The organism is Actinoplanes sp. NPDC051411, from assembly GCF_040682075.1.
In the GTDB taxonomy this organism is placed as follows: domain Bacteria; phylum Actinomycetota; class Actinomycetes; order Mycobacteriales; family Micromonosporaceae; genus Actinoplanes.
This window is the reverse complement of record NZ_JBFBAD010000067.1, coordinates 1-19,888: the sequence shown is the minus strand read 5'-3', so window position 1 is coordinate 19,888 and position 19,888 is coordinate 1. Positions and strand designations below refer to the sequence as shown.

19 protein-coding genes and 1 pseudogene are annotated in these 19,888 nt (G+C 71.0%); 10 read left to right on the top strand and 10 right to left on the bottom strand.

The genetic code is table 11. The features are described from left to right. Nucleotides 1–3 precede the first annotated feature (3 nt). Genes AB0M88_RS31765 through AB0M88_RS31755 form a run of 3 tightly spaced genes read left to right on the top strand, consistent with a single transcriptional unit; the run spans nt 4 to nt 2,867 of the window. Nucleotides 4–867 (top strand): RNA polymerase sigma-70 factor, encoded by an 864-nt coding sequence (locus AB0M88_RS31765; protein WP_364108824.1) that lies wholly within the window; start codon nt 4–6, stop codon nt 865–867. Between the two features lie 43 nt (nt 868–910). After that, complete coding sequence (locus AB0M88_RS31760) at nt 911–2,530, top strand: FAD-dependent oxidoreductase (protein ID WP_364108822.1); 1,620 nt, start codon at nt 911–913, stop codon at nt 2,528–2,530. Further along, on the top strand, nt 2,514–2,867 hold the full coding sequence (locus AB0M88_RS31755) for a siderophore-interacting protein (RefSeq protein ID WP_364108820.1): 354 nt from the start codon (nt 2,514–2,516) through the stop codon (nt 2,865–2,867). The genes AB0M88_RS31760 and AB0M88_RS31755 overlap by 17 nt, the downstream gene beginning before the upstream one ends. 776 nt (nt 2,868–3,643) lie before the next feature. On the opposite strand, the gene AB0M88_RS31750 is transcribed toward AB0M88_RS31755, so the two are convergent. Continuing rightward, nucleotides 3,644–4,192, bottom strand: coding sequence for an AAA family ATPase (locus AB0M88_RS31750; protein WP_364108818.1), 549 nt, complete (start codon nt 4,190–4,192; stop codon nt 3,644–3,646). A 116-nt stretch (nt 4,193–4,308) separates the two neighbouring features. On the opposite strand from AB0M88_RS31750, the gene AB0M88_RS31745 reads away from it, so the two are divergent. Both AB0M88_RS31745 and AB0M88_RS31740 read left to right on the top strand, forming a co-directional pair. Further along, nucleotides 4,309–4,896: a DUF3558 family protein gene (locus tag AB0M88_RS31745; protein ID WP_364108816.1), complete on the top strand. Its 588-nt coding sequence runs from the start codon at nt 4,309–4,311 to the stop codon at nt 4,894–4,896. 31 nt (nt 4,897–4,927) lie between these two features. Next, on the top strand, nt 4,928–5,902 hold the full coding sequence (locus AB0M88_RS31740) for a pectinesterase family protein (RefSeq protein WP_364108814.1): 975 nt from the start codon (nt 4,928–4,930) through the stop codon (nt 5,900–5,902). On the opposite strand, the gene AB0M88_RS31735 is transcribed toward AB0M88_RS31740, so the two are convergent. Further along, complete coding sequence (locus AB0M88_RS31735; protein ID WP_364108812.1) at nt 5,899–7,227, bottom strand: HAMP domain-containing sensor histidine kinase; 1,329 nt, start codon at nt 7,225–7,227, stop codon at nt 5,899–5,901. The two genes, AB0M88_RS31740 and AB0M88_RS31735, sit on opposite strands and share 4 nt — an antisense overlap. Nucleotides 7,228–7,310: 83 nt before the next feature. On the opposite strand from AB0M88_RS31735, the gene AB0M88_RS31730 reads away from it, so the two are divergent. Then, complete coding sequence (locus tag AB0M88_RS31730; protein WP_364108810.1) at nt 7,311–7,874, top strand: LemA family protein; 564 nt, start codon at nt 7,311–7,313, stop codon at nt 7,872–7,874. A 24-nt stretch (nt 7,875–7,898) separates the two neighbouring features. Continuing rightward, a complete protein-coding gene (locus tag AB0M88_RS31725) occupies nt 7,899–8,573 on the top strand; it encodes a response regulator transcription factor (protein ID WP_364108808.1) in 675 nt (224 codons plus the stop codon). Here AB0M88_RS31725 and AB0M88_RS31720 read toward each other — a convergent pair. Both AB0M88_RS31720 and AB0M88_RS31715 read right to left on the bottom strand, forming a co-directional pair. Then, nucleotides 8,570–9,583 (bottom strand): alpha/beta hydrolase-fold protein, encoded by a 1,014-nt coding sequence (locus AB0M88_RS31720; RefSeq protein ID WP_364108806.1) that lies wholly within the window; start codon nt 9,581–9,583, stop codon nt 8,570–8,572. The two genes, AB0M88_RS31725 and AB0M88_RS31720, sit on opposite strands and share 4 nt — an antisense overlap. Then, nucleotides 9,558–10,430 (bottom strand): hypothetical protein, encoded by an 873-nt coding sequence (locus tag AB0M88_RS31715; RefSeq protein WP_364108804.1) that lies wholly within the window; start codon nt 10,428–10,430, stop codon nt 9,558–9,560. Before AB0M88_RS31715 ends, AB0M88_RS31720 begins: the two co-directional genes overlap by 26 nt. 86 nt (nt 10,431–10,516) lie before the next feature. Here AB0M88_RS31715 and AB0M88_RS31710 point away from each other — a divergent pair, with 86 nt between their 5' ends. Continuing rightward, the gene (locus AB0M88_RS31710) at nt 10,517–12,241 is read left to right on the top strand and encodes a phosphatidylglycerol lysyltransferase domain-containing protein (protein WP_364108802.1); all 1,725 of its coding nucleotides are present in this window, start codon (nt 10,517–10,519) and stop codon (nt 12,239–12,241) included. A gap of 13 nt (nt 12,242–12,254) precedes the next feature. Here AB0M88_RS31710 and manD read toward each other — a convergent pair whose 3' ends face one another. The 6 genes from manD to AB0M88_RS31680 all read right to left on the bottom strand — a co-directional run bounded on the left by manD (nt 12,255) and on the right by AB0M88_RS31680 (nt 18,636). Then, on the bottom strand, nt 12,255–13,460 hold the full coding sequence (manD, locus tag AB0M88_RS31705; protein ID WP_364108800.1) for a D-mannonate dehydratase ManD: 1,206 nt from the start codon (nt 13,458–13,460) through the stop codon (nt 12,255–12,257). Beyond that, on the bottom strand, nt 13,457–14,293 hold the full coding sequence (locus AB0M88_RS31700; protein WP_364108798.1) for an ABC transporter permease subunit: 837 nt from the start codon (nt 14,291–14,293) through the stop codon (nt 13,457–13,459). Before AB0M88_RS31700 ends, manD begins: the two co-directional genes overlap by 4 nt. Then, complete coding sequence (locus AB0M88_RS31695) at nt 14,290–15,195, bottom strand: ABC transporter permease (protein ID WP_364108796.1); 906 nt, start codon at nt 15,193–15,195, stop codon at nt 14,290–14,292. Before AB0M88_RS31695 ends, AB0M88_RS31700 begins: the two co-directional genes overlap by 4 nt. A 118-nt stretch (nt 15,196–15,313) precedes the next feature. Continuing rightward, on the bottom strand, nt 15,314–16,366 hold the full coding sequence (locus AB0M88_RS31690) for an ABC transporter ATP-binding protein (protein ID WP_364108794.1): 1,053 nt from the start codon (nt 16,364–16,366) through the stop codon (nt 15,314–15,316). Next, nucleotides 16,363–17,580 (bottom strand): extracellular solute-binding protein, encoded by a 1,218-nt coding sequence (locus AB0M88_RS31685; protein WP_364108792.1) that lies wholly within the window; start codon nt 17,578–17,580, stop codon nt 16,363–16,365. The genes AB0M88_RS31690 and AB0M88_RS31685 overlap by 4 nt, the downstream gene beginning before the upstream one ends. Nucleotides 17,581–17,628: 48 nt before the next feature. Continuing rightward, nucleotides 17,629–18,636, bottom strand: coding sequence for a LacI family DNA-binding transcriptional regulator (locus AB0M88_RS31680; RefSeq protein ID WP_364108790.1), 1,008 nt, complete (start codon nt 18,634–18,636; stop codon nt 17,629–17,631). 112 nt (nt 18,637–18,748) lie between these two features. On the opposite strand from AB0M88_RS31680, the gene AB0M88_RS31675 reads away from it, so the two are divergent. Both AB0M88_RS31675 and AB0M88_RS31670 read left to right on the top strand, forming a co-directional pair. Beyond that, a complete protein-coding gene (locus tag AB0M88_RS31675) occupies nt 18,749–19,534 on the top strand; it encodes an alpha/beta hydrolase (RefSeq protein ID WP_364108788.1) in 786 nt (261 codons plus the stop codon). A 158-nt stretch (nt 19,535–19,692) separates the two neighbouring features. Continuing rightward, nucleotides 19,693–19,888, top strand: a pseudogene (locus AB0M88_RS31670) (hypothetical protein); the annotation flags it as partial.

The window sequence follows — 19,888 nt, the reverse complement described above, 5'->3', positions numbered from 1 at the left end:
GCGGTGACGGATCTCGACGACGCGACGGCGGTGTTCCAGAGCGTGCGGCCCCGGCTCTTCGGGATCGCGTACCGCATGCTGAGCAGCGCCAGCGAGGCCGAGGACCTGCTGCAGGAGGTGTGGCTGCGCTGGCAGACCACCGATCGCAGCCAGGTCAGGAATCCGGGCGCGTTCCTGGCGACGACCACGACCCGGCTGGCGATCAACGAGTTGCAGTCGGCCCGGGTGCGCCGCGAAACGTACATCGGCCCGTGGCTGCCCGAGCCCGTCGACACGTCGGCCGACCCCTGTCTGGGGGCCGAGCGCGGGGAGGCGCTGGAGTTCGCGGCCCTGCTGCTGATGGAGAAGCTGACCCCGAGCGAGCGGGCGGCGTACGTGCTCCGGGAGGCGTTCGGCTACCCGTACGCGCAGATCGCCGACATTCTCCAGTCGACCGAGCCGGCGGTGCGCCAGCTGGTGTCGCGGGGCCGCAAGCATGTCGCCGGCGACCGGCGCGCCCCGGTGGCGGCCGACGAGCAGAAGGAGCTGCTCACGCGGTTCATCGCGGCGGCCCGCAGCGGTGACATGGCCGGGCTCGAGAAGCTGTTCGCGGCCGACGTGCAGAGCGTGTCGGACGGCAACGGCGCGATCCGGGTCGCCCGCACGCCGGTGCTCGGGCCGGTTCGGGTGGCGAAGTTCTTCACCGCGGTCTCTAGCTGGTACTGGGAGGGTGTCGAGATCAGCTGGGCCGAGGCCAACGGCCGGACCGCGGCCGTCATGCACAAGGACGGCGCGTTCCTCGGCGTGATCACGGTCACCGCGTCGAACGACCTGATCGACCGGGTGCTCTGGATGGTGGTTCCGGAAAAGTTGACCCAACTGGCCTGAGTTCCGGTGTCACAAACCGGCGCCCCGCGTTGTCTTATGTCGCGTGAAGACCATTCTCGTCGTCGGCGGCGGCTACGCCGGTTTCTACACGGCCTGGAAGCTGGAGAAGAAGCTCCGGCGCGACGAGGCCGAGGTGATCGTCGTCGATCCGCGCCCCTACATGACCTATCAGCCCTTCCTGCCCGAGGTCCTCGCCGGTTCGGTCGAAGCCCGGCACGCCGCCGTCTCTCTGAGACGGCATCTGCGCCGCTCACGGCTCATTTCCGGTACGGTCGTGAAACTCGAACACGCGCATCGCACCGCGACCGTGCTTCCGACCTCCGGCGCCCCCGCGTTCCCCGTGAAGTACGACATCGTGGTGGTGACGGCGGGCGCGGTGACTCGCAAGATCCCCATCCCCGGCGTGGCCGAGCAGGCGATCGGCATGAAACACGTCGAGGAGGCGGTGGCGATCCGCGACCGCCTGCTGACCAACTTCGACCGGGCGTCGACGCTCCCGCCCGGACCCGCGCGCCGCCGGCTGCTGACCGTGACCTTCGTGGGCGGCGGCTTCTCCGGCGTCGAGGGCTTCGGCGAACTGCTGTCGTTGGCGTCGTCCCTGGCCCGGCGCTATCCCGAGATCGACCCGGCGGAGCTCGACTTCCACCTGGTCGAGGCCCGAGACCGCATCCTCCCCGAGGTCACCGACGGCCCCGGCCGGTGGGTGGTTCGCGCTCTTGAGCGGCGCGGCGGCCGCGTACACCTCAAGGCGCAAGTAACATCGGCGCGCGACGGGCGCGTCGTGCTCTCCACCGGCGAGGCCTTCGATTCCGACCTGATCGTCTGGACGGTGGGCAACGGCGCCAACCCGATGGTCCGCAGCCACACCGACCTGCCGATCGACGCCCGCGGCATGCTCGTCGTGCGGGCCGACCTGCGCGTCGGCACCGACGCCGAGCCGGTGCCCGACGCCTGGGGCGCCGGCGACGACGCCGCGGTGCCCGACCTCGCGGCCCCCGAGCCGGGCGCGGCCACGGTGCCCAACGCCCAACACGCCGTACGCCAGGGCAAACTGCTCGCAAGCAACCTCGTGGCGTCGCTGCGCGGCCGGCCGCTCAAGCAGTACAAGCACCACAGCCTGGGCACGGTCGCCACGCTGGGGCTGGGCCGGGGCATCTTCCAGTTCCACCGCGTCGTCATCAAGGGCCTGCCGGCCTGGCTGATGCACCGGGGCTACCACGTGCTGGCGGTGCCGAGCTGGGAGCGGAAGGTCCGCGTGCTGGCGGTCTGGCTGACCGCGGCCCTGTTCGGCCGCGACATCGTGTCACTGGCCTCGGTCCAGCACCCGCGTCGCGCCTTCATCAACGGTGGCGAGCCCGAGCCGCCGGCCCCCGCCACTCCGCCGGCCCTGACTGGCGCCGACGCCCCGTCGAACGGCGTCGGGTCGGGGTTGCCGGGTGGCGGTGCCTCGTCGGGGTCGCTGGCGGCCGGCACGTCAGCCGACGGCGCCTCGTCGGGGCGCTCGAACGGCGGCGGTGTCGGGCCCGGGCCGTCGCACATAGGCGCCGCGCCGGAGTCGTTGGATGCCGGTGCTGACGCTGGGCTGCTGGGTGGTGGCGGTGGCGGCGGGTCGGAGTCGGTCGGCGGGGAAGTGGTCCCGACCGGACATGCCCGGTCCGCATGACAACGTCGTGCGGAGGTTCGCGGAAGCCTGCCGTGCCGGCGATGTCGCCGCGCTTCTCGACGCGGAGGTCTTCGCCCTCTGCGACGGCGGCGGACCGGGGCCGATGCCCGGCCCGGTGCACGGGGCCGGCGAGGTCGGCCGGCTCTGCGAGGTGCTGCTCTGCGGCCGGCCCGGGACCGACCTGACCGTCGAGTCGGTCAACGGTCGCCCCGGCCTCGCGCTGCGCCGGGCCGGCCGGGCCCTCGCCGTGGTCGCTGTCCAGGTGACCGAGACCCACGTCGTCGGCCTCTGGATCGTGGTGAGCCCGCCCAAGCTGGCGCGCTGGCACCGCGGTTGAAAGGCGCCGCGGTCGAAGGCACCGGAGTGAAGGACACCGCTGTGGAAGGGCGCGCCGGGTGACGGGCGCGCCGGGTGAAGGGCGTGCCGGGTGACGGGCGTGCCGGGTGACGGGCGTGCCGGGTGACGGGCGTGCCGGGTGAAGGGCGCGCCGGGTGAAGGGCGCGCCGGGTGAGGGCGCGGCGATGAAGGCGCAGCGGGTGAAGGGCGGAACTCTTTAAGGGCGGGGCGGGTGAGGGGTGCGGCGGGTGAGGGCGCGGCAGGCTAAGGGTGCGGCGGGTGAAGGACGATCAAGGGCGAGGCGTGGCAGGTGAAGGGTGTGGCGCCGGACATGTGGTCGCTGGCGGGGACTCGTCAGTAAACCGGAACCGGCTGCCGGGCAAGGCTTGGCGACGGCCGCAAAGAGCGGGAGCTTGAGGACATGCGCTGAGCGGGGGATCGGACCCGGATGCCGCCGGGCCGTTCGGGCTGCTCCGGCGATGGTTGCGGTCCTGACTGCGGGTGCGGCGGCGAGGGGGCGTTCCGCCGCTGACGGACCGGATCCACGGCGTCAGTTGAGGGCGCGCCGCCTCGGCGGCGGTGCCGAGCGGTGCCGAGCGGTGCCGAGCGGTGCCGAGCGGTGCCGAGCGGTGCCGAGCGGTGCCGAGCGGTGCCGAGCGGTGCCGAGCGGTGGCGAGCGGTGGAAGCGGTGCCGAGCGGTGGGAGCGGTGCCGAGCGGTGGGAGCGGTGCCGAACGGTGGCAGCGGTGCCAGCTGTGGGAGCGGTGGGAGTGCGCGGTTACTCGGCGACTTCGGCTGACAGTTGGGGGGCGGGCAGGCGGAAGCGGGTGGATGCGAGCCCCTCGCGTACGTGGGAAGCCGTTAGCGACGGCTCCTGGCCGGTGGTGTCGATGGTGTGGGCGTCTCGGGGGAAGGCGCCGTGCAAGCCGGTTATCGGCCCCGGGTCGCGGAGGTGGGAGGCCGCGCGGGTGTCTGCTCGGGCCAGGGTGGCCTCCAGTGAGGGCAGCAGCACGACGTAGTCGATGCGTAGGGCCGCCAAGGGCGAGAAGCGGGGTAGGAACCACGGGCCGATGATGCCTTCGACGATGACGTCGTAGCCGCCCGACGTGAACGCGGCCACCGCGTCCACCACTGCGGTCAGGACCACCTTGTTCTGGGGTTCCGCTTCCGGGAGGTAGGGCAGGACGAAGCCGGTGCGGATGGCTCGGAAGAACTGGTCGGTTTCCAGGTGGACGGTGGGCTTCGGGGCCGAGGAGGCCAGCAAGCGGGCCACCGTGGTTTTTCCGGCCGCGGGTGGGCCGCTCAGGATGAGTACGTCGCCTGTCACGACGGCGAAGGTAGACCGGGAACCGGCTCGATGACAGTCTTGTCTTTTTCCGGTGTGGCCGCCGTTCCTAAGGACTGAAAGTCTCCCGCCCAGGAGTGCACCGCGGGCCGAGTTGCTTGGCCGGCGCCGTCCGGGCCGGGACTCTGAGCAGCATGAAGCGACGCCTGTCTGCCCTCGCCGCTGCTACGTTCGCCGTCGCCGCCCTCGGCGGGTGCGGCTTTTTGGATGCCGATGCCGGGCGGCCGGTTGCCGCCGACGCGGCCGGACCGAATTCGACGCCGACCGGGGTCAGCGGGCTCGGGGAAGCTGACCGAAGTGACGACCTGCCCGATCCGTGTTCCCTGCTGAGCCGTTCCGAGGTTGTCCGCCTCACCGGGCGGCAGATCACCGAGGTGGATGGGGACGACGCGAAGCCGGGCGACTCCAGCCGCTACTGCCAGTGGCAGCAGGACGGCGGCCAGCTGGCGCTGTTCCTGTCCAAGACGACGGCCGACGATTTCGACGCCGGTGTGTCGCAGGCCCAGCCGGTTGACGGGGTGGAGGGGTATGACGCCTTCGACCTGGCCGGGCATCTCTACGTGCGGGACGACGACGTGCAGGTCGACGTGTACTCGCATGCCGGGACCGACGATCAGAACCTGACCGAGGAGATCACTGTGATGAAGGCGGTGCTGCCGAAGCTCGAAACACCGGCCGACAATTGAATCGATCAGCATCGATGGCTACAGTGAGCGAATGTTCACGTTCACAAGCGTTCTCACGGTCGCGCTGATGGCCGTCCCGGCACCGGTGGCGGCGGCCACGATCACGGTTGCCGCGGACGGCTCCGGCAACTACACGACCATTCAGGCCGCGGTCGCCGCGGCGAGCAGCGGCACGGTCATCAGCGTCAAGGCCGGCACCTATCACGGCCAGGTGAGCGTTCCGGCCGGCAAGTCCGGTCTCACGATCCAGGGTGCGAGCGGCACCGCGACCGACGTGGTGATCACCGGGAACACGCCGCAGTCGACCGCCGGGGCACAGGGGAGTGCCACGCTGCTCAACCTGGCCAAGGACACGACGGTCAAGAACCTGACGGTCCAGAACACGTACGGCGAGGGCAGTCAGGCCCTGGCCGTCTACGCCGGCGCCGACCGCCAGGTCTACCGCAACGTCCGGATGCTCGGCTTCCAGGACACGTTCCTCTCCTGGGGCGGCACCGGCAGCGCCCAGGTCCGGCAGTACGTCTACAAGAGCCACATCGAGGGCGCGGTCGACTTCATCTACGGCAACGGCGACCTGGTCATCGACAGCACGACGATCGTGTCGCTCAACCGCAACAGCAGCAACAACGGCTACATCACGGCGGCGGCGACCAACGCCTCCAACAAGTACGGCATCCTGATCACCCGGTCGACGCTGAGCAGCAGCGCGGCCGCCCAGACGGTGGCCCTCGGCCGCTGCTGGCACGCCGGCAACGCGGCCGACGCGATCGGCCAGGTGCTCGTCCGGGATTCGAGCCTGGGCGGCCACATCCGGCAGGCCGGCGCCTGGCAGGACATGAGCGGCTTCTCGTGGAAGACGTGCCGCTTCACCGAATACAACAACTCGGGCTCGGGCAAGACGCAGGGCACGAGCGACCGCCCGCAGATGAGCGCGGCCACCGCGGCCGACTACACCTCCCAGAAATACCTCGCCGGCAGTGACGGCTGGAACCCGGTACAACCCTAGATGTGAACGCTAACAACCGCTCCTTCCAGCGGTGGGCCGTTTCCCAGCGAAACGGTGCCACCGTGGGCGGCCACGATGGCGCGCACGATCGACAGCCCGAGGCCGGCGCCGGTCTCGGTTCGGGCGGTGTCGCCTCGAACAAAGCGCTCGAAAGCCGATGAGAGCAGCGAGGACGAGAAGCCGAGCCCGTCGTCGGCCCATTCCAGAACAACGTCACCGTGGGACTGCCGCACCGAGACCCGCACATGGGTGGCCCGGGCGGCCGCACTGTTGGCGGCCAGATTCGCGAACACCTGCCGCAGCCGGCTCGGATCGGCATCGATCACCACCGGGTCGCCGACCGCGGAGATGTCCAGATCCAGAGCCGGCCCGAGAGCGGCCGCCTCCGAGCGCACCAGATCGAACAGATCCACCGGCTGGCGATTCAGGGCCAGCGTCCCGTCCCGGTCCCGCGCCAGCATCAGCAGATCCTCGGCCAGCCGGGTCAACCGCTCGGCCTGCGTCTTGGCCGCCAGCAGCGACTGCTCGAGCTCCGAACGGTCGTCCAGAGCGCCCAACGCCAACTCGATCTCCCCGCGCAGGACGGCCAGCGGCGTCCGCAACTCGTGCGAGGCGTCGTCGACGAAGGCACGCTCCCGGGCGAAGGCGACCTGCAACCGCCCCAGCATCTGATTGAGCGTCGCCGCCAGCCGGGCGATCTCGTCGTCACCCTCGACGGCCGGCAGCCGGCGCTCGGCGTCCAGCGACGAGATCGCCGCCGCCTCCCGGCTCAGCAGCCCGACCGGCCGCAACGTGGCCCGCACGGTCACCCAGCCGGCCGCCGCCAGGCCCGCGATCAGCAGCGGGGCGGCCAGCGCGAGCACGACCAGCTGACGGCCACCCGCGTTGTCGACGACATCCGACCGGGCCGCCACCGCCAGCACGTAGTGGTGCGCCGGCGCGGCCAGGATCTGCACGTCGGCCTCGGTGAAGTGGATCCCGGCCGGCAGCTCGGCCGAGATCGTCTGCTGGCGGGTGATCGCCTGCACCTGGTCCGGGGTCAGCAGCCGCCGGTCCCGGAAGCTCCGCGACCCGGTGACCAGCGTGCCGTCGGCGCGGTAGAGCTGGGCCAGCGGGTCGTCGGCCACCGCCCGCAGGTCGCCGGCGGCGACCGCCGCCGACAGGTCGTCGTAACGCCCCGACAGGTCGTTGGCCAGCGCGCCGTGGAGCTGCCGGTCGAGCGCCTCGTGCAGCACCAGCAGGCAGGCGAGCAGGACCAGCGCGGTGCCGACCGAGAAGAACAGCACCAGCCGCGTCCGCACCGAGCGCGGCACCACGCGAACCATTCTGAACCCCGATTCTCATCGTGATGTCATCCAACGCGAGCAAAGCTGATCTTCGAACGAACCAGAAGCGGAGGAGGCCTCCCGTGCCGGTAGCGCTGATCGTCGTCCTGGCCCTGCTCCTCGTCCTGGCCGGGGCCGCCGCCGACCTGTTCATTCTGATCGCCGGCCGGAACCGGGCCGCGCATTCCTGGCGCACGGTCGACACCCTGCTGCAGCGCCGGCACACCCTGATCGGCATGCTGCTCGACGACGCCCGCTCGCCCGAGGCGGGTCCGGTGCGGGCCGCCCGCCGGGCCGCGATCAGCGCCGGGGTGCTCACCGATCCGGCCGGCACCTGCCGGGCCGAGGAGCACCTGACGGCCACGCTGACCCGGCTGGTCGACGCGGCCGGGCGGGACCCGGGCCTGCGCGGCGACGCCCGGCTGCACGCTCCCCTCGACCGGTTGCGCGCGCTCGACGAACCCCTGCGGGCCGCCGTCGATGACTTCAACGGCCAGGTCACCGCCTATCGGCGGACCGCTTCGAGGTTCCCGGGGCCGTTGCTCGCTTCCGCTTTCGACTTGCGCCCGCTTTCCGCGTACGCCGTAAGCGAGCCCGCCCCCGAACCCCGCCGCAGCATCGTCGCCCCGGCGGGCGAGCCGGCCTGAGGGCCGGCACTTAGGGTGGTCGGCATGCGACTTCTCGTGGTCGAGGACGACCCGGCGATGTCGGCCATGCTGAGCCGCGGCCTGCGCCGGGCCGGTTATGCCGTGGACACCGCCGCCACCGGCACCGACGCGGTCTGGACGATCGCCGAGACCGACTACGACGTGGTCGTGCTCGACGCGATGATCCCGCCGCCGGACGGGTTCGAGGTGCTGCGCCAGATCCGGGAGAAGGGGCGCTGGGCCCCGGTGCTGATGCTGACCGCGCGGGACGCGGTCACCGACCGGGTACGCGGCCTCGACGCCGGCGCCGACGACTACCTGACCAAGCCGTTCGCGTTCGACGAGCTGCTGGCCCGGGTGCGGGCGCTGACCCGGCGCGAGACGTCCGAGCGCCCGTCCTCGCTGACGGTCGGCGACCTCGTGCTCAACCCGGCCACCCGGGAGGTGCACCGGGGCGACACCCCGATCGCCCTGTCGGCCAAGGAGTTCGCGCTGCTGCACGAGCTGATGCGGCGGCACGGTGAGACGCTCAGCCGCACCTACCTGATCGACCACGTGTGGGACTTCGCCTACGACGGCGGCTCCAACGTGGTCGACGTCTACATCCGCTACCTGCGTGACAAGGTGGACCGGCCGTTCGGGCGCGGCACTATCCAGACCGTGCGCGGCGCCGGCTACCGGCTCGATCCCCTGTCCTAGGCCGACGGCCGGGGGAGCCATGACGACAGCCAGTCGAAGGACGGCGCCTCCATGGCCACCCAGGTCGCCTGGTTGTGGCCGCCGCCGTTGACGTACGACGTGGTCACCGACATCGGCGCCCGGGCGGCCCGGGCCACCGCCTGGGTGCCGCGCAGCGCGTTCTTGTCGGTCCGGGCGCAGGCCAGATAGAGGGCGACCGCCGGGATCGGCAGGTGGGCCAGGCGCCACATCTCGTTGTAGCCGGTGTGCTCGGTGCCGTTGCCGACCGCGATCCCCGGGTCGGCGTAGCCGCTCAGGCTCGCCGCCGCGACGTATTCGGTGGGGTGCCGCAGCAGCAGGTCGGAGGCGCAGTAGGCGCCGGCCGAATAGCCGGTCAGGCCCCAGCCGGTCCTCAGCACCCGGAAATGGGCCCGCACGTAGGCCGGAACGTCCACGGTCAGGAACGTCTCGGTCTGCGGCCCGCCGACCAGGTTGGTGCACTCGGTGTCGAGCCGCGGGTTCGGCGTCTGGTAGGGGAACAGCACGATCGTCGGCGCCATCCGCCCGGCGCCGATCTCGGTGTCGAGCACGTGCGGAGCGCCCAGCTTCTTGATCCACTGCAGGGGTGATCCGGGGTAGCCGTGCAGCGCCTCGATCACCGGATAGCGGGTGCGCGTGTCGCTCCGGTAGCCCGGGGGCAGGTAGGCGTAGACCGGCATGCTCAGGTGGCTGGCCGGCCCGTGGACGGTGAAGCTGACGACCTGGCCGTCGTCGGTCTGGGTGATCGGGGCGTCGGCGGCGGCCGCGGTCGAACCGAGCAGGCTCGCCCACGTCGGGTACGCGTCGACCTGGCGGTTCACCCAGATCAGTCCGGTCGCGGCGGTCGCGGCCAGGCAGGCGACGATCGCCGCGGCGCGGTTGACCCAGCGCAGGCGCCCGGTGGCGAACGACCAGAGGACGCCGAGGCCGGCCGCGGTCAGCAGGGTCAGGACGCCCGCCACGATCTCAAGGGCGAGGCTGTCGGGCGCCATGTCGTACCGCTTTCGGTTTCGGTTTCGGCTTCAAGTGGTGGGAACGTCGCGGGGCCGGCGGGAGGTAGGCCGGCTCGGGCGCGGACGCGGCCAGCGGCGGGGGCGTCTCGTCGGCCGCCCAGGTCAGAGCGGCCTTGATCATTGCTGCGCGGGGGAAGTAGGCGGTCTGTGCCGCGCGGGCCGGAGCCGCGACCCCGACGAACGCGACCGCCGGGAACCGCCCCCGCGCGGCAGTTGCGACCCGCCGGGCCAGCGCGCTGTCGGCCGCCGACGTCACCAGCGCCCACCGGTGCGAGGTCACCCGCAGATCCCGCCCGAGCGACCCCGGGAGCGCCCCGGCCAGGGTCGACGCCGACGTGGAAGCCGTCGTGGTCACGTTCACCAGCACGGTCGGCCCGGCGACCGGCGGCAGGGCCCAGGGGCGGGTCCCGACGATCAGCACCGCCGAATACCGCCACGCCGGGTGGGCCAGGTAGTCGGCCGGAACGGTCACCGTCGGCGCGGCGGCCAGGTGCCAGGACGTCCAGCCCGGCGGCCGCCAGGGGAACGACAGGACCGACGGCCGGGCGGCCAGCCACGCGTCCAGGCGGCCCGCCGAGACGTGATAGCTCGCCGGCCCCGGGCCCGACGTGTCGCGCAGGGCCGCCCACGACGGGTAGAACTCCTGCGACCGGTTCACGGCCAGGCCCACCGTCACGATCAGCAGGGCCTCGGTCAGGAGCACACCGGACGGCCGGACCAGGAACCGCCAGCGGCCCCAGCGCGGCCAGACCAGGACGGTCGCGGCGAGCGCTCCCACGGTCACGACGGCCGCGAGCACGATCAGGCGGAGACTCGTCAACGGCACCGGAGCAGGCTGTCAAGACCAGCATGAGAGCAGAGTGAGACGCCCCTTCATCGTCTTCTCATCGGCCCGGACCTAGCGTTCCGGTCATGTCAGAGCCCTGCTGGCGGTCGAGGCCGCCGCTGTCGCGCACCGCGGTGGCGCGGATCGTGCAGTTCGTCGGACTGTTCGACGTGCTCACCACCGTCCTGCCGCCGCGGCACGGCCGGATCGCCGATCTGAGCGAGTTCGTGCCGACCACCGGCATGCTCTCGGCTCGGGCGGCGACCGCGGTGGCCGGCGTCCTCCTGATCTACGTGGGGGCGGGGTTGCGCCGGGGCAAGCACCGCGCCTGGCTCCTGGCCGTCGGTTCCTCGGCCGCCGGCACCCTGCTCCACGTCGTCAAAGGGCTCGACCTCGACGCCGCGGCGGTCTCGGCGGCCCTGCTCGCCCTGTTGTTCGTCGTCCGGCGCGAGTTCCACGCCCGGCCCGACCGCCGCAACCGCCGGCGGGCCCCGGCCGCCCTGCTCGGCTTCGGCGGGGCCGGCTTCCTCCTCGGGTTCGCCGAGATCGCGATCCGCGAGAACCACCTGGTCGGCGCGCCGGGCGTGCGGGACTGGGCCGAACAGGCCCTCTTCGGGCTGGCCGGGGTGCCGGGACCCCTGAAGTTCGTGTCGCCGATCGGGGCCGAGGCGGTCACGCTGACGACCGGTGCGTTCGGGCTGCTCGCCGCCGTGGCGACCGTGATCCTGCTGCTGCGGCCGGGTTCGGCCAGGCCGTCGCGGACCGAGGCCGACGAGACGAGACTCCGCGATCTGCTGGCCCGGCACGGCCACGGCGATTCACTCGGATACTTCGCCCTCCGCGAGGACAAGTCGCTGATCTGGGCGCCCAACGGCGCCGCGGTCATCGCCTACCGGGTGATCAACGGCGTGAGCCTGGCCTCCGGCGACCCGATCGGCCCCGAGTCGGCCTGGCCCGAGGTGATCTCGGCCTGGCTGGCCGAGTGCACCGCCTACGGTTGGACCCCCGCGGTGCTGGGCTGCAGCAACCGGAGCGGCCGGGCCTTCCGCAAACACGGCCTCGACGTGATCGAACTGGGCGACGAGGCGATCCTCGACCTCCCGGGCTTCTCGCTGCAGGGCCGGCCGATGCGCGGCGTACGGCAGGCGGTCAACCGGATGCAGCGGGCCGGCTACACCTGCGAGGTCGCCCGGCAGAGCGACATGACCTCCGAGCGCCTGGCCGAGGCGATCCGGGCGGCCACCGACTTCCGCGACGGCTCGGTCGAACGCGGCTTCTCGATGGCGCTGTCCCGCTTCGGCGACCCGCGCGACGGCGACTGCGTGCTCGTCGTCGGCCGCGACCCCGAGAAGCGGATCCGGGGCGTCCTGCAGTTCGTGCCCTGGGGCGCCGACGGCTGGTCGCTCGACCTCATGCGCGGCGACCGCACGGCTGACAACGGCCTCACCGAGATGATGGTGGTCGCGGCGGCCGAGGCGGCGCCGGCTCTGGGCGTACGCCGCATGTCGCTCAACTTCGCCGTCCTGCGCTCGGTGTTCGCCCGGGCCGAGGAGCTGGGCGCCGGTCCGGTCCTGCGGCTGTGGCACCGGCTGCTGAAGGCCGCGTCCCGGCTGTGGCAGATCGAGTCGCTCTACCGGGCCAACGCGAAGTATCAGCCCGAGTGGCTGCCCCGCTACCTGTGCTTCCCGACCGCCCGGGACCTGCCCCGGATCGCCGTCGCCGCGCTGACTGCCGAGGCGTTCCTGCCGACGATAGGCCGCACGCAGGAGAAGACCGCCCCGCCCGAGAGGACACACGCACTGGTCGGCTGATCCGTCACTCGGCTCACCAGTTGTGCATGGTCCCGTCCTCGAGGCGGGCGACGGGAAGGGAGGCCGCCCGGTAGGGATACCGGGCGGCCTCGGCCTCGTCGATGTCGACGCCCAGCCCCGGTTCCTCGGATGGATGCAGATAGCCGGCCTCGAAACGGTAGCCGTGCGGGAAGACCGCGTCGGTCTCGGCGCTGTGCGGCATGTATTCCTGGAGCCCGAAGTTGGGGATCGCCAGGTCGAGGTGCAGGGCGGCCGACATGCAGACCGGCGAGAGGTCGGTGGCGCCGTGCGAGCCGGTGCGCACGTGGTGCAGCGCGGCCAGGTCGAAGACGCGCCGCAGGTGGGTGATCCCGCCCGCGTGCACCACGGTGGCCCGAATGTAGTCGATCAGCTGCTCGGAGATCAGGGTCGAGGCGTCCCAGATCGAGTTGAACACCTCGCCGACCGCCAGGGGAGTGGTCGTGTGCTGCCGGATCAGCCGATACGCCTCCTGCGACTCCGCCGGCACCGGATCCTCCAGCCACGTCAGCGCGTACGGCTCGAGCGCGCGGCCCAGCCGCGCCGCCTCGATCGGGGTCAGCCGGTGGTGGACGTCGTGCGTGAGTCTCAACGACGGGCCGAACTCGGCCCGGACCGCGGCGAAGATCGACGGGATGAAGTCGAGGTAGGCCGGAGTGGACCAGATCGTCTCGCTGGGGATGGCCGACGAGGCGGGCTCATAGATCGGTGCGGTCGAAATACCGTAAATGTCGGTCATGCCGGGCGGGGAGGCCTGGATCCGGACGGCCCGATAGCCCTGCTCGACAAATCGGGCGACCGATTCGAGCAACGAGGGGACGGACGTGCCGTTCGCGTGACCGTAGACGGTGACGCCCTCCCGTGACCGCCCACCCAGTAACTGATAGACCGGCAGCCCCGCCACCTTGCCCTTGATGTCCCACAGGGCGGTGTCGACGGCCGCGATCGCGCTCATCGTCACCGGCCCACGCCGCCAATAGGCCCCGCGATAGAGGTATTGCCACGTGTCCTCGATGCGGGCCGGATCCCGCCCGATCAACGCCGGGATCACGTGCTCGGTCAAATAGGCCGCGACGGCCATCTCCCGCCCGTTGAGCGTGGCGTCGCCCACCCCCGTCACGCCCTCGTCGGTCTCGATTTTGAGCGTGACGAAGTTGCGGCCGGGGGAGCAGACGACGACCCTTGCCGACGCGATCCTCACTCGACGTCTTCCTTGACCCGGGCCACCAACTGGGTCGGATTGACGAAGCGCAACGCGATCACGAGCAGGACCAGCATCATCGCCATGTACATCACGGCCATCGCGTCGACCGACTGCTGAGCGCGGATGCCGGCCGCCGACATCGTGTAATAGAGCGCCACGACGAGGGTCTGCGAGTCGGGTCCGGCGGTCAGGAACGTCAGCTCGAACATGCCGACCGTGCGCACCAGCACCAGAATCGACGCGGCCAGGATGCCCGGCACCAGCAGCGGCGCCAGGATGCGCAGGAAGACCTGCCAGGTGCGGGCACCGCACATGCGGGCCGCGCGCTCGATCGCCGGGTCGACCTGCTCGATGAACGGCGTCATCGTCAGGATCACGAACGGGATCGACGGCACCAGGTTGGCCAGCACGACGCCGCTCAGATGCCCCGCGAAGCCGTACTTGTAGAGCACGGTCGCCAGCGGGATGCCGTAGGTGATCGGCGGCATCAAAATCGGCAGAAGAAACAACAGATAGAGCAGGCGCCGGCCCGGGAAGGTCCGGCGCGCCAGGACGTACGAGGCGGGGACGCCCACCAGGACCGAGATCACGACGACCAGCAGTGACACCTCGACGGTCACGATCAGCACGTCGAGCAGCGTGAACTCGTGCCAGGCCTGGCCATACCACTGGGTGGTCCAGCTCTGCGGCAGCCACGTGTCGAACCAGCGGCTCCCGAACGAGCTCACCAGCACCGAGCCGATCAGCCCGGCCAGGTTGACGAAGAAGAAGATGACGACGCCCCACACGATCCAGGCGCCGGGGGAGGCGACGATCCTTCGGCTTCTCATCCCTTACCTCCCGTCGATCCGGTGTAGAACAGCGTGCGCACGCCCAGCACGATGGCCACGACGAGGAGCTCGACGACGCCCATGACGACCGCGATGGCGCTGGCCAGCGAATAGTCGTAGACCTCGTAGGCGGCGTGGTAGGCGGCGATCGAGATGACCCGGGTCGTGCCGGCCGGGTCGCCGACCAGCACCGCCGACGGGAAGACGCTGAAGGCCAGCACGAAGGTCAGGCAGAACGTGGTGGCCAGGCCGGGCGCGAGCAGCGGCAGGGTGATCCGGCGGAACCGCTGCCACCAGCCGGCCCCGAGCGTCGCCGCGGCCCGTTCCAGCGTCGGGTCGATGCCCGACAGATACGACAGGATCAGCAGGAAGGCGAACGGGAAGCCGGTGATGACCAGCGAGAAGAACACACCCCAGTAGTTGTTGGTCAGCCGCAGCGGACCGTCGGTCAGCCCGATGCCCATGAGCACCCGGTTGAACCACCCGGTCGGCCCGAGGAAGTTGAGCAGGCCCTCGGCGGTGAGCACGGTCCCGAGCGTGATCGGAACAACCAGAACCGTCGTGAGGATCCGCTTTCCGCGGAACCTTCCGCGCATCCGGTACGCGATGGGGACCGAGGCCGCCACGTTGAGGAGCGCGGCGGGCAGCGACAGTCTCAGCGTGGTCCAGATGGTGTCGCGCTGGTAGGCGTCGCTGAAGAAGTCGCGATAGGCCCCGAGGGTGCCGCCGTGCGACGGCTGGAACGAGAGCCCGACCCCGTAGGCGAACGGGTAGACGAACAGCACCAGCACGGCCAGCAGGGCGGGCGCGAGAAGCAGCAGCTGGCGGTCGATGCCCCGCTCGGCCAGCCGGTGCCGGAGTGCGAGCCGCGTGGTTGCCGGGTTGTCCGCGGTGGCCGTCATGCTCCGCCTCCCTCACCGGCGCCGCTGTCGCGCGGCGCGGCGGTGTGCTGCCCGGTCTTCCGGCCTTCGCCGGTGCTGTCGTTGCCCAGCCCGGTCTTCCGGTCTTCGGTGTGCGGCGTCATGAACTGAACACCAGGACCCGGGCCGGGTCGGCGGTGACCGTGATCTTGTCGCCGGGGGCGGGGCGTTCGGCCGCTCTCAGGTGCAGGGCGACGCCCGACTCGGTGCGGGCCTCGACGGCCAGCTCGCGGCCCTGGTATTCGACCACGTCGACGGTCGCGGGAACGCCGTCCGAGCCCGGGACCAGGTCTTCGGGACGGATCGCGGCGATCACCTCGTCGCCGACGCGGACGCGGCCCACCGGCGTACCCCGCAAGCGGAAACCGGCTCCCTCGACGGTGACCACCGCCCCGGTCGCCTCGGCGACCGTCATCGGGAGCAGGTTGCGGTAGCCCATGAAATCTGCGACGTGCCGGTTGGCCGGACGCGTGTGCAGCTCCTCCGGCGTGCCGACCTGCTGCACCCGGCCGTCGCGCAACACCACCAGCCGGTCGGCCATCGACAGCGCCTCCTCCTGGTCGTGCGTGACATAGACCGTGGTCAGGCCCAGCGACTGGTGGAGCCGCCGGATCTCGGTGCGCATCTCCAGCCGCAGCTTGGCGTCGAGATTGGACAGAGGTTCGTCCATCAGCACGAGCGACGGTTCGAGCACCACCGCCCGGGCGATCGCGACCCGCTGCTGCTGGCCGCCCGAGAGCTGACCCGGCAACTTGCGCGCGTGCTCCTCCAGGCGGACCAGCCGGATCGCCTCGTCGGTGCGCCGCCGCACCTCCGAACGCGGGACCCGGCGCATCTGCAGGCCGAAGGAAATGTTCTTACGGACCGACAGATGGGGGAACAGCGCGTAACTCTGAAAGACCATGCCGAAACCGCGCCGCTCGGGAGGAAGCGTGTCGAGGCGCCGGTCGTCCTGCCAGATGCTGCCCTCCGACAGCGGGAGCAGACCGGCCAGGCAGTTCAGCGCGGTCGACTTGCCGCAACCGGACGGGCCGAGCAGGGCGATGAACTCGCCCCGCCCGATCGTCAGGCTCAGGCCGGTCAGCGCGTCCTTGCCGCCGAAACGACGGGTCACGCCGTCCAGCCGGAGCTGCTGGAATCCCTCTGCGGTCACTTCTTCACCTTGGCGCCGCCGATTTCCCGGTCCCACTTGTCGAACGCGGCCACCAGCGCCTTGGCGTCCAGCGGCACCTCGAGCGGGTTGCCGGCGATCAGCTGCTCGTACTCCGGGCGGCCGTACTCGGTGATCGCCTTCTGGCTCTCGGCCGGCGCCATCTGAATCGTCACGTCCTTGACCGCCGGGCCGGGATAGAAGTAGCCCTTGTCGTAGGCCTTCGCCTGCTGCTGCGGGGTCAGCATGTCCTTGAGCAGGTTGAGGATCGCCGCCTGCTGATCGACGTCGACACCCTTCGGGATCACCGCGTAGTGCGCGTCGGTGACCCAGTGGAAGCCCTCGAGCGTGCCGATCGCGGCCTCCTTGGGCACCGTGCCGAGCACCCGCGGATTGATGTCCCACCCGGTCGTGCTCGCGATGATCTTCGCCGACCCGTTGGCCAGGTTCTTCATCGTGTCCGAGGTCGTCGACGGGTAGAGCGTGACGTACTTGTTGAGCTCGGCCAGATAGGCCCAGGTCTTGGCCCAGCCGTTGACCGGATCCTTCGGATCCGAATCCTTCAACAGATAGGGCAGACCCATCAGGAACGTACGGCCGGGGCCCGAGTTGGACGGCCGCGCATACTGCACGGCGCCCGGGTTGGCCTTCGCGTACGCCAGCAGCTCGTCGGCGCTCTTCGGCGGCGTCGGCACCTTCGCCGGCAGGAACTCGATCAGCGGCCCGGACGGGTAGTAGGTGATCGTCACGCCGAAGTCGCCGGCCAGCTTCTGCATCGCGGCCGCGCCGTCCAGATAGTTGCTCATCCCGGGCAGGCGGCCCTGATAGGCCGGCAGCAGCGGCAGCCACAGGTTCTGGTCAATGCCGGCGGCGAGGCCGTCGACCCCCGTCAGGACCAGAGAGATGTCGACCCGGTTCGCGGCCTGCTGTGCCTTGACCTTGCCGACCAGCTCCGGAGCGGTCGCCTTGGAATAGGTCACCTTGCCGATCTGATCCTTGTTCTGACCCGAGAACTGATCGATCATGCCCTGCGTCAGCTGCAGGTTACCGGCCACATCGAGGATGTTGAGGGTGACCGCCTTGCCGGGCTTGTCGGGCACCGGGCCGTCGGTCTTGCCGCTCGAACCGCCCGGCTTGTCCGGGGCGCCGCACGCCGCCGCTCCAGTGAGGACGACCGGGACCGCGGCGGCGGTGGTGAGGAGAGTTCTACGCTTCATTGCTGCCTTCTCTCGTGCTCGGGCGCTTGGTCCTTTTGTCTCGCTGGGTCAAGTCCTCGCCGGGCCGGTTGAGCCGCGGACCATCAGCTGGGTGGGCAGCTCGCGGCGGACCCCGCCGGCGCGGTCCGGTTGCTCCAGCAGTTGCAGCAGCAGGTCGACGCCGGCGCGGCCGGCCTGCTCCTTGGGGAGGGCGACGGTGGTCAGGGACGGGTGAACCATCTCGGCCAGGGCGATATCGTCGAAGCCGAGCAGGCTGATGTCGGCGGGCACGGCCACACCCCGGGCGGCGAACCGGTGCAGCAGCCCGAGCGCGACCAGGTCGTTGTAGGCGATGACCGCCGTGACGTCGGCCGCCAGCACCTGATCGGCCGCGGCCACCCCACCCGGGAACTGCGGGATCACGTTGCCGATCTCGACCAGCTCGACGCCTCCCTGCCCCACGACGGCCCGCAGCGACCGCACCCGCTCGCGGTTGGCCCAGCTGCTTCGCGGCCCGGCCACATACGCGATCCGGCGGTGACCCAGAGCGGTCAGATGGCTGACCGCCTGGCGCATGGCATCGGTGAAGGCCGGCGTGACCGACGGCACCCGGCCGACCCGCCGGTTGATCAGCACGACCGGGGTCTCGGCGAGGATCGCGCGCAGCTCCTCCTCGGCCATCCGCGGCGAGCACAGAATGAGGCCGTCGACCTGCTTGGACAGCTTGCTGACCAGCCCCGCCTCGGCGGTCGCGTCCTCGTCGGTGTCGACCAGGAAGACCGCGTAGTCGGCCTCGTGGGCCCGGGCCTGCACACCCTTGACGATGCTCGGGAAGAACGGGTTGGCCAGATCGGGGACGAGCAGACCGAGGTTCCCGGTGCGCCCGGTGATCAGCCCCCGCGCGGCCCGGTTGGGCTGATAGCCGAGCGCGGCCGCGGTCTGCCGCACCCGGTCGCGCGTAGCCGGATTGACCATCTCCGGATTGCTCAGCGCCCGCGTGACAGTCGACGCGGACACGCCGGCGGCGCGCGCCACATCTTTGATCGTCACGGCCATGCGGGCCAGTCTGAAATCCATTTCTGATCGTTGTCAATAGATCGACCATGATCAGTTGTCATGACGGTCTGAAGTGGCCGTCTACCCTCTGAAAACGATTGCAGAATTAGGTCAGCGTTGGTTTGATGGCACGGTGTTGACGAACGGGATCGAGGTCGGCTACGACGACGCGGGCGCCGGGCCCGCCCTGGTGCTCGTGCACGGGCACCCGTTCGACCGGTCGATGTGGGGCCCACAGGTGGCAGAGTTCTCGTCCCGGTGCCGCGTCGTGGCGCCCGACCTCCGGGGCTACGGGTCGAGCACCGTCGTCCCCGGCAAGACCCCGCTGTCGACGTTCGCCGCCGACCTGCTCGCCCTGGCCGACGGCCTGGGCATCGCGCGGTTCGTCCTCGGCGGCCTGTCGATGGGCGGCCAGATCGTCATGGAGTGCTACCGCCAGTTCCCGTCCCGCATCGCAGGCCTGCTGCTGGCCGACACGTTCCCGCGAGCCGACCCTCCGGAGGCGAGGCAGGCCCGCCGGGCAGCCGCCGACCGCCTCGTCGCCGAAGGCACAGAGTGGTATGCGTCGGAGAACCTGACCAGGATGATCGCGCCCTACAACGTGCCGGCCCTCCCATCGGTGGCCACTCACGTACGCCGCATGATGCTCGGCGCCCCACCGCAGGGCGCCGCGGCCGCCCTGCGGGGCCGGGCCGAGCGCCCCGACTACCGCACCCTGCTGACCACGGTGACGGTGCCGTCCCTGGTGGTGGTCGGCGCCGACGACACCTTCACCCCGGTCAGCGACGCCGAGGAGATGCACGCCCTCCTGCCCGACTCGACCCTGACCGTGATCGACCGAGCCGCCCACTTGCCCAACCTCGAGCAGCCGCAGGTGTTCAACGCCGCCCTGCACACCTTCCTGGACCGAGTCGGCTAGCCGTCGTGGCGCGCTGAGCGAATGCATCTGGTGGCCGGGCTTGGTGGTGCGGCTTTGCCGGGGCGGTTCTGACGTTTCCGTTCGGCGGTGCGGCTGTGCCTGGGTGGGTGCAGGGTTCTGAAGTCCGCGCTTTGGTGGGGCGGGCTTAGCCTGAGGGCGTGCCTGGTCTTGAGTTTGTGCCCGTGCTGCCCGGCCAGCCCGTGCTGCCCGGCCAGCCCGTGCTGCCCGGCCAGCCCGTGCTGCCCGGCCAGCCCGTGCTGCCCGGCCAGCCCGTGCTGGCCGTGCAGCCCGTGCTGGCTGTGCTGCCCGGCCGCCCGGTTGAGGTGCGGGAGCACTGGCGGGAAATCCACAACC

Excerpts from the sequence above, each read along its gene's own strand:
- AB0M88_RS31755 (WP_364108820.1), top strand. The coding sequence starts at position 2,514 with ATGCCCGGTCCGCATGACAACGTCGTGCGGAGGTTCGCGGAAGCCTGC.
- AB0M88_RS31740 (WP_364108814.1), top strand. The coding sequence starts at position 4,928 with ATGTTCACGTTCACAAGCGTTCTCACGGTCGCGCTGATGGCCGTCCCG.
- AB0M88_RS31735 (WP_364108812.1), bottom strand. The coding sequence starts at position 7,227 with ATGGTTCGCGTGGTGCCGCGCTCGGTGCGGACGCGGCTGGTGCTGTTC.
- AB0M88_RS31725 (WP_364108808.1), top strand. The coding sequence starts at position 7,899 with ATGCGACTTCTCGTGGTCGAGGACGACCCGGCGATGTCGGCCATGCTG.
- AB0M88_RS31720 (WP_364108806.1), bottom strand. The coding sequence starts at position 9,583 with ATGGCGCCCGACAGCCTCGCCCTTGAGATCGTGGCGGGCGTCCTGACC.
- AB0M88_RS31710 (WP_364108802.1), top strand. The coding sequence starts at position 10,517 with ATGTCAGAGCCCTGCTGGCGGTCGAGGCCGCCGCTGTCGCGCACCGCG.
- AB0M88_RS31700 (WP_364108798.1), bottom strand. The coding sequence starts at position 14,293 with ATGAGAAGCCGAAGGATCGTCGCCTCCCCCGGCGCCTGGATCGTGTGG.
- AB0M88_RS31695 (WP_364108796.1), bottom strand. The coding sequence starts at position 15,195 with ATGACGGCCACCGCGGACAACCCGGCAACCACGCGGCTCGCACTCCGG.
- AB0M88_RS31685 (WP_364108792.1), bottom strand. The coding sequence starts at position 17,580 with ATGAAGCGTAGAACTCTCCTCACCACCGCCGCCGCGGTCCCGGTCGTC.
- AB0M88_RS31680 (WP_364108790.1), bottom strand. The coding sequence starts at position 18,636 with ATGGATTTCAGACTGGCCCGCATGGCCGTGACGATCAAAGATGTGGCG.